The organism is Paeniglutamicibacter sp. ORCA_105 (genome assembly GCF_045798545.1).
GTDB lineage: Bacteria > Actinomycetota > Actinomycetes > Actinomycetales > Micrococcaceae > Paeniglutamicibacter > Paeniglutamicibacter sulfureus.
This window is the reverse complement of sequence record NZ_JBIXLM010000072.1, coordinates 1-7142: the sequence shown is the minus strand read 5'-3', so window position 1 is coordinate 7142 and position 7142 is coordinate 1. Positions and strand designations below refer to the sequence as shown.

The window sequence follows — 7142 nt, the reverse complement described above, 5'->3', positions numbered from 1 at the left end:
CGACCCCCCCCGTTTAAGTTCCCCCCCTCCCAACATCCGAAGGTCCCGATCTTGATGCTTGAGTCCGCTCGGCGCCCCGCGCGCAACCACCACAATCCCCTGCGTGACCGCCGGGACCGGCGGCTTGACCGCATCGCCGGGCCCTCCGCCCTGGTGTTCTTCGGCATCACCGGCGACCTGGCCCGCAAGAAGCTCATGCCCGCCGTCTACGACCTGGCCAACCGCGGCCTGCTGCCGCCGAACTTCGCCGTCGTCGGCTTTGGGCGCCGCCCCTGGAGCGCCGACGAGTTCGCCGCCGAGGCCAAGACCTGGGTCAAGGACCACGCACGCACCCCCTTCAACGAGACCGTGTGGGAGCAGCTGGCCAGCGGCTTCAGGTTCATCACCGGCGGGTTCGACGACGACGAAGCGTTCATCGCCCTGCGCGAGACCCTCGACGACCTGGCAAAGAGCCGCAGCACCGGCAAGAACCACGCCTTCTACCTCTCGATCCCGCCGAATTCCTTCGAGACCGTCTGCGAGCAGCTCTCGCGGCACGGGCTGGCCAACGACGACTCCGCCGACGCCGGCTGGTCACGGGTGGTCATCGAAAAGCCCTTCGGCCACGACCTGGCCAGCGCCCGCGAGCTGAACGAAATCGTCGAGTCGGTCTTCCCGCCCGATGCTGTCTTCCGCATCGACCACTACCTGGGCAAGGAGACGGTGCAGAATCTGCTGGCCATGCGCTTCGCCAACCAGCTCTTCGAGCCGCTGTGGAACGCCAACCACGTCGACCACGTGCAGATCACCATGGCCGAGGACATCGGCATCGGCGGGCGCGCGGGCTACTACGACGGGGTGGGCGCGGCCCGCGACGTCATCCAGAACCACCTGCTGCAGCTGCTGGCGCTGACGGCCATGGAGGAACCGATCTCCTTCGACGCCGAACACCTGCGCAGCGAAAAGGAAAAGATCCTGGCCGCCGTGCGGCTGCCCGAAGACCTTGCGCAGGCAAGTGCCCGCGGCCAGTACACCTCCGGCTGGCAGGGCGGGGAGAAGGTCACCGGCTTCCTGGACGAGGAGGGCTTCAACCCCGCTTCCAAGACCGAGACCTACGCGGCCATCAAGTTGGAGATCAACACCCGCCGTTGGGCAGGGGTGCCGTTCTACCTGCGCGCCGGCAAGCGCCTGGGCCGCCGGGTCACCGAGATCGCCGTGGCGTTCAAGCGGGCCCCGAACCTGCTCTTCACCGACCACAAGGACGACGTGTTCGGGCAGAACGCCATCGTCATCCGGGTCCAGCCCGACGAGGGCGTGACCATCCGCTTTGGCTCCAAGGTCCCCGGCACCTCGATGGAGGTGCGCGACGTGACCATGGACTTCGGCTACGGGCACGCGTTCACCGAGTCTTCCCCGGAGGCCTACGAGCGGCTGATCCTCGACGTGCTGCTGGGCGAGCCGCCGCTGTTCCCCCGCCACGAGGAGGTCGAGCAGTCCTGGCGCATCCTTGACCCGTTCGAGGAGCACTGGGCGTCGCTGCCCGAACAACCCGAACCCTACGCCCCCGGCTCCTGGGGCCCGGCCTCGGCCGACGAATTGATGGCCCGCGACGGAAGGACATGGCGCCGCCCATGATTGTCGAGATGCAAGACACCACGACCTCGAAGATCTCCAAGGAACTGGTCACCATGCGCCGGGCCGGCGGATCCTCGGCGCTCTCCCGCGTGCTGACCCTGTTGGTGATCACCAGTGCCGGGTACGAGGAAGACGCCATTGCAGCTGCCTCCCTGGCCAGCCGCGAACACCCCTGCCGCATCGTGGTGGTGGTCCAGGGCGCTGCCGACGGCAGGACCCGGCTGGACGCCCAGATCCGCCTGGGCGGGGACGCCGGCGCCGCCGAGGTCATCGTGCTGCACACCTTCGGGCCCGACGCGCACGTGGACGAGTCCCTGGTCTCCGGGCTGCTGCTGCCCGACGCCCCGATCGTGGCCTGGTGGCCGCACGGGGTGCCAAAGGACGCCGCCAGCAGCCCGCTGGGGAAGATCGCACACCGCCGCATCACCGATTCCGGCGCCGAGACGGATCCGCGCGCCGCGCTATTCTCGCTCGCCGAATCCTACCGTGCAGGCGACACCGACCTGGCCTGGACCCGGCTGACGCTCTGGCGCGCCCAGCTGGCCTCGGTCTTCGACCAGCTGGACCCGGCGCAGGTCACCGCGGCGACCGTCACCGGCGCCGTGGATTCCCCCTCCACCGTGCTGCTCGCGGCCTGGCTGCGGCTGTGCCTGAAGATCCCGGTGACCCTCGCTTCCTCCCCCGAGGGCACCGGTGTCCGCTCCGTGCGCTTTTCCCTGCCCTCCGGGGACGTCGAGCTGACCCGTCCTCCGGGGGACGTGGCCGAGTTGTACCAGCCGGGCCAGAAGGCCCAGCTGATTTCATTGCCGCAGCGCCCCGTGGCAGACTGCCTGGCAGAGGAAATGCGTCGCCTGGACCCGGACGAGGTATTCGGCGAGGTCGTGCGCGAGGGCCTGAAGCGCACCAACCTGAGGAGCATCCGTGCCAGTGAACGCTAGGCGACACGTCGTCATCCATCCCGACCTGCCAGCCACCGCGGCGGCCGTCGCGGCCCGGCTCATCACCGCGATCCTCGACGCGCAGGCCGCACGCGGCGAGGCGAGCATCGTGCTCACCGGCGGCACCCTGGGCATCAAGTCCCTGGAACAGGTGGCCGCCTCCCCTGCCCTCGGCGCGGTGGACTGGTCGCGGGTGAACATCTACTGGGGCGACGAGCGCTTCGTCGAATCCGGTTCCCCCGACCGCAACGCGGTGCAGGCCGAGGTGCTCCTGGGCGTGCTCGACGGCCACGGGCTGGACCGCGGCCGGGTGCACCCGATGGGCTCCGCCGACGACTTCGCCACCCCCGAACTCGCTGCCGGGGCCTACGCGCAGATGCTGGCCGAGGAGGCCGCCACCGAGGGCACCGCGGGCGCGCTTCCCGTCTTCGACGTGCTGATGCTGGGCATGGGCCCGGATTCGCACGTGGCGTCGCTTTTCCCCGACCACGAGGGCGCCACCCGCACCGGGCTCCCGGTCGTCGGAGTCCACGATTCGCCCAAGCCGCCGCCGCTGCGCGTCTCGCTGACCTTTGATGCCATCAACACCGCCCGCGCCGTGTGGCTCGTGGTGGCGGGGGCGGACAAGGCGCCGGCCGCAGGGGTCGCCCTCGGCGAGGCTCCCGTGACACGCGAACGCGTCCCGGCCTCGGGGGTCGCCGGCACGCAGGGCACCTGGTGGCTCATGGATGCCGCCGCTGCCGCACTGATCTAGCAACAGCCGGCAAACGCAGAAGCGCGGCCCGTCCTCTTCGGTTCGAAGAAGGGCGGGCCGCGCTTTGTGCTGCTTGGGGTGCCGGGGGGCTAGGACTCCACGCTGAAGCGCATGACCAGGCCCAGCCCGATGATGACGGCGGCCCAGATGATGCCCAGGACGATGGTCACCCGGTTGAGGTTGCGCTCGGCGACGCCGGAGGAACCCAGCGAGGTGGTCATGCCACCGCCGAACATGTCTGACATGCCGCCGCCGCGGCCCTTGTGCAGCAGGATCAGCAGCGTGAGCAGCAGGCTCGTGATGAGCAGCAAAATCTGCAAAACCAACTTGATGACGTCCATAATTGCCCTTCAATCAGCTCGGTGGCGATTAGTCGGTCACCAGGTGGTGCTCGAACCTAACAATATTAGCAAACTCGGCGGCGTCCAAGGATGCCCCTCCGACCAACACGCCGTCGACATCGCGTTCGGCCAGGATCTGCGCCACGTTCGACGCCTTCACCGAACCGCCGTACAGGACCCTGGCCTTGGAGGCCACCTCGTCGCCGAAGAGCTGCGCCAGCTCGGTGCGGATGGCCGCGCAGAGTTCCTGCGCGTCGGCCGGTCCCGCCACCTCGCCGGTGCCAATCGCCCACACCGGTTCGTAGGCCACGACCAGGGTCTCGGCCTGCTCGGCGGTGATGCCGGCCAGCGAACCGCGCAGCTGCTCCAGCGTGTATTCAACGTGCGTGCCGGCCTGGCGGATCTGAAGTCCCTCGCCCACGCACAATACCGGGACCAGCCCGTGGCGGTACGCTGCGGCGACCTTGGTGGCCAGCAGCTCGTTGGACTCCCCGTGCAGCGCACGGCGTTCACTGTGGCCCACCAGCACGTAGGCGCAACCGAGCCGGGAGAGGAACTGCCCGGAGATTTCCCCGGTGTAGGCACCGGAGTCCTGCGCCGAGAGGTCCTGGGCTCCGTAGCGCACCGGCAGGTTGTCGCCCATGGTCAGTGTCTGCACGCCGCGCAGGTCGGTGAACGGCGGGAAGACCGCCACCTCGACGCGCTCGAAGTCGTGCTCGGCGTCGGCAAGGGTCCAAGCCAGCTTCTGCAGAAGCGTGATGCCTTGGACGTGGTCCATGTTCATCTTCCAGTTGCCGGCAATCAGCGGCTTCCGGTCGAATTTTCCATTCGTGGATGTGGTCACTTACGCGCCTCCAAGGCAGTCAGGCCGGGCAGTTCCTTGCCCTCGAGGTACTCGAGGGAGGCACCGCCGCCGGTGGAAATGTGTCCGAAGTCGTCATCGTGGAAACCCAGCGTGCGCACGGCCGCGGCGGAGTCGCCGCCGCCGACGACGCTGAATGCCTCCGAGTCGGACAGCGCACCTGCAACGGCACGGGTGCCGTTGGCGAACGCCGGGATCTCGAAGACCCCCATCGGGCCGTTCCAGAACACCGTGTTGGCGCTGCGGATGTAGCTGGCGAACTTCTCCCCGGAGTCCGGACCGATGTCCAGGCCCAGGCCGGTGGCGCCGAAGGCACCGCCGGTGATGTTGTCCGCGGCCAGCACCTCGTGCTCGGCATCTGCCCCGAATTTGGAGGCCACGACCACGTCGGTGGGCAGCACGATGTCGCAGCCCAGTTCCTTGGCGCGCTTGAGGTAGCCGCGGCAGGTCTCGAGCTGGTCTTCCTCCAACAGGGAGCCGCCGACCTCGTGGCCCTGGGCCTTGAGGAAGGTGAAGGCCATGCCGCCGCCGATCAGCAGGTGGTCGGCGCGGCCCAGCAGGTTGTCGATGACGGCAAGCTTGTCCGAGACCTTGGACCCGCCCAGCACGACCACGTAGGGGCGCTTGGGAGCCTCGGTGAGGGTCTTGAGGACCTTCACCTCGGTGGCCACCAGGTCGCCCTGGTACGCCGGCAGCAGTGCGGCGATGTCGAAGACCGAGGCGTGCTTGCGGTGCACCGCACCGAAGGCGTCGTTGATGTACGCGCCGCCTTCGCCGGTCAGCGCGGCGAGCTCCGCCGCGAATTCGGCGCGTGCCGAGGCGTCCTTGGAGGTCTCGCGCGCATCGAAGCGCACGTTTTCCAGGACCAGGACGGCGCCGTCGGTCAGTTCCCCGGCCAGTTGGCGGGCCGAGGGGCCCACGACGTCGGTTGCCGTGCGCACATCGAGCCCGGAGAGCTCGGCGAGCCGGGTGGACGCCGGAGCGATGGAGTACTGGGGGTCGGGTTCGCCCTTGGGGCGACCCAGGTGAGCCATGACAATGACGCGTGCGCCGGCCTCGGCCAGCTTCTGCACCACGGGTATGGAGGCGCGAATACGCCCATCGTCGGTGACGGTGAGGCCATCGAGCGGCACGTTCAGGTCGCTGCGGACCAGAACGCGCCGCCCAAGGACACCATCGGCGATCAATTCGTCGAGAGTGTGGGAAGTCATTTGACTAGGCTATCGGAAGAGTCCGGGACTAACCGAGACGCGCGCCGACATAAACGGTGAGGTCAACAAGTCGGGTGGAGTAGGCCCACTCGTTGTCGTACCAGGCGACGACCTTCGCGGTGGTGCCGATGACGGAAGTCAGGCCGGCATCGAAGACCGCAGAGTGCGGATCGTGGACGATGTCGGTGGAGACCAGCGGATCCTCGGAGTACTTCAGGAAGCCCTTGAGCGGCCCCTCTTCCGCTGCCTTCTTGAATGCCGCGTTGATCTCCTCGACGGAGGCCTCGCGGGCCAGGTTGACGGTCAGGTCGGTGGCCGAGCCGGTCGGGACCGGGACGCGCATGGCGTAGCCGTTGAGCTTGCCCTTGAGCTCCGGGAGGACCAGGCCGATGGCCTTCGCTGCACCGGTGGAGGTCGGGATCATGTTCAAGGCGGCGGCGCGGGCGCGGCGCGGATCCTTCTTGTGCGGGGAATCCTGCAGGTGCTGGTCTGCGGTGTAGGCGTGGATGGTGGTCATCAGGCCGTCGACGATGCCGAACTGGTCGTTGAGGACCTTGGCCACGGGGCCCAGGCAGTTGGTGGTGCAGGAGGCGTTCGAGATGATGTGGTGCTTGTCGGCCTCGTACTTCTCGTGGTTGACACCCATGACGATGGTGATGTCTTCCTTGGAAGCCGGGGCGGAAATGATGACCTTCTTGGCGCCTGCCTGCAGGTGCTTCTCGGCATCCGAGGCCTTCGTGAAGAAGCCGGTGGACTCGATGACGACGTCCACTCCCAGTTCGCCCCAGCCCAGGTGGGCGGGATCCTTCTGCGAGAGGACCTTGATGCGCTTCTTTCCCACAACGATGAAGGCGCCGTCGACGGTCACGTCCTCGTCCAGGCGGCCCATGATCGAGTCGTACTTGACCAGCATGGCCAGGTCGTTGATGGAGCCAAGGTCGTTGACTGCTACAACTTCGATGTCTGCGCCATTAGCCAAGCTAGCTCGCAGGAAGTTGCGACCAATGCGTCCGAAACCGTTAATGCCAACACGGGTAGTCACGTGTATTTCTCCTAAACAGAGTGGTGTTGCCACTGCCGCGAAAAGAGGGCCCCGGTGTTGGGACACATGAAACGGAGTGGCTTGGAAAAAATTGGACACTCCGTTGTGTCGTCAGCTGGGATGCTGACCGGGTTATTGCGTGTCTTGCGGAATTAACCGCAAGACACGCAAAACTCGATGTTTACATCTTACGCCATAAAGGCGATTAATGTGAGGAGGCTTACGTCTCCAAGTCCTCGGATTACTTGCCGGGGACGACAAGCTTCGGGGCACCGGCACGCGCCGCCTCGAAGCGGGCCGAGACATCGGCCCAGTTCACGATGTTCCAGAAAGCCTTCACGTAATCGGCCTTCACATTCACGTAATCCAGGTAGAACGCG

At 67.0% G+C, this 7142-nt stretch carries 8 protein-coding genes; 3 read left to right on the top strand and 5 right to left on the bottom strand.

Going from position 1 to position 7142, the window contains the following annotated elements; translation table 11 throughout:
* Positions 1-54 precede the first annotated feature (54 nt).
* From zwf to pgl, 3 genes are read left to right on the top strand one after another with little or no spacing between them, the layout of a single operon-like run.
* Positions 55-1614 (top strand): glucose-6-phosphate dehydrogenase, encoded by a 1560-nt coding sequence (zwf, locus tag ACIPUB_RS19835; protein ID WP_407608957.1) that lies wholly within the window; start codon positions 55-57, stop codon positions 1612-1614.
* Positions 1611-2552, top strand: coding sequence for a glucose-6-phosphate dehydrogenase assembly protein OpcA (locus tag ACIPUB_RS19830; RefSeq protein ID WP_407608956.1), 942 nt, complete (start codon positions 1611-1613; stop codon positions 2550-2552). Before zwf ends, ACIPUB_RS19830 begins: the two co-directional genes overlap by 4 nt.
* Positions 2542-3306, top strand: coding sequence for a 6-phosphogluconolactonase (pgl, locus tag ACIPUB_RS19825; RefSeq protein ID WP_407608955.1), 765 nt, complete (start codon positions 2542-2544; stop codon positions 3304-3306). The genes ACIPUB_RS19830 and pgl overlap by 11 nt, the downstream gene beginning before the upstream one ends.
* Before the next feature lie 89 nt (positions 3307-3395).
* Here the strand turns inward: pgl and secG are convergent, their stop codons facing one another.
* The 5 genes from secG to ACIPUB_RS19800 all read right to left on the bottom strand — a co-directional run.
* Positions 3396-3647 (bottom strand): preprotein translocase subunit SecG, encoded by a 252-nt coding sequence (gene secG / locus ACIPUB_RS19820; protein WP_407608954.1) that lies wholly within the window; start codon positions 3645-3647, stop codon positions 3396-3398.
* Positions 3648-3675: 28 nt separating this feature from the next.
* A complete protein-coding gene (gene tpiA / locus ACIPUB_RS19815) occupies positions 3676-4491 on the bottom strand; it encodes a triose-phosphate isomerase (RefSeq protein ID WP_407608953.1) in 816 nt (271 codons plus the stop codon).
* Positions 4488-5720 carry a phosphoglycerate kinase gene (locus ACIPUB_RS19810; RefSeq protein WP_407608952.1) on the bottom strand — a complete coding sequence of 411 codons (1233 nt, stop codon included), beginning with the start codon at positions 5718-5720 and terminating at the stop codon, positions 4488-4490. The genes tpiA and ACIPUB_RS19810 overlap by 4 nt, the downstream gene beginning before the upstream one ends.
* Positions 5721-5748: 28 nt before the next feature.
* Positions 5749-6762, bottom strand: a complete 1014-nt coding sequence (gene gap, locus ACIPUB_RS19805; RefSeq protein ID WP_407608951.1) for a type I glyceraldehyde-3-phosphate dehydrogenase — start codon at positions 6760-6762, stop codon at positions 5749-5751.
* 241 nt (positions 6763-7003) lie between these two features.
* Positions 7004-7142: Fe-Mn family superoxide dismutase (locus ACIPUB_RS19800; protein ID WP_407608794.1), on the bottom strand; the 139-nt coding region annotated here is incomplete at its 5' end.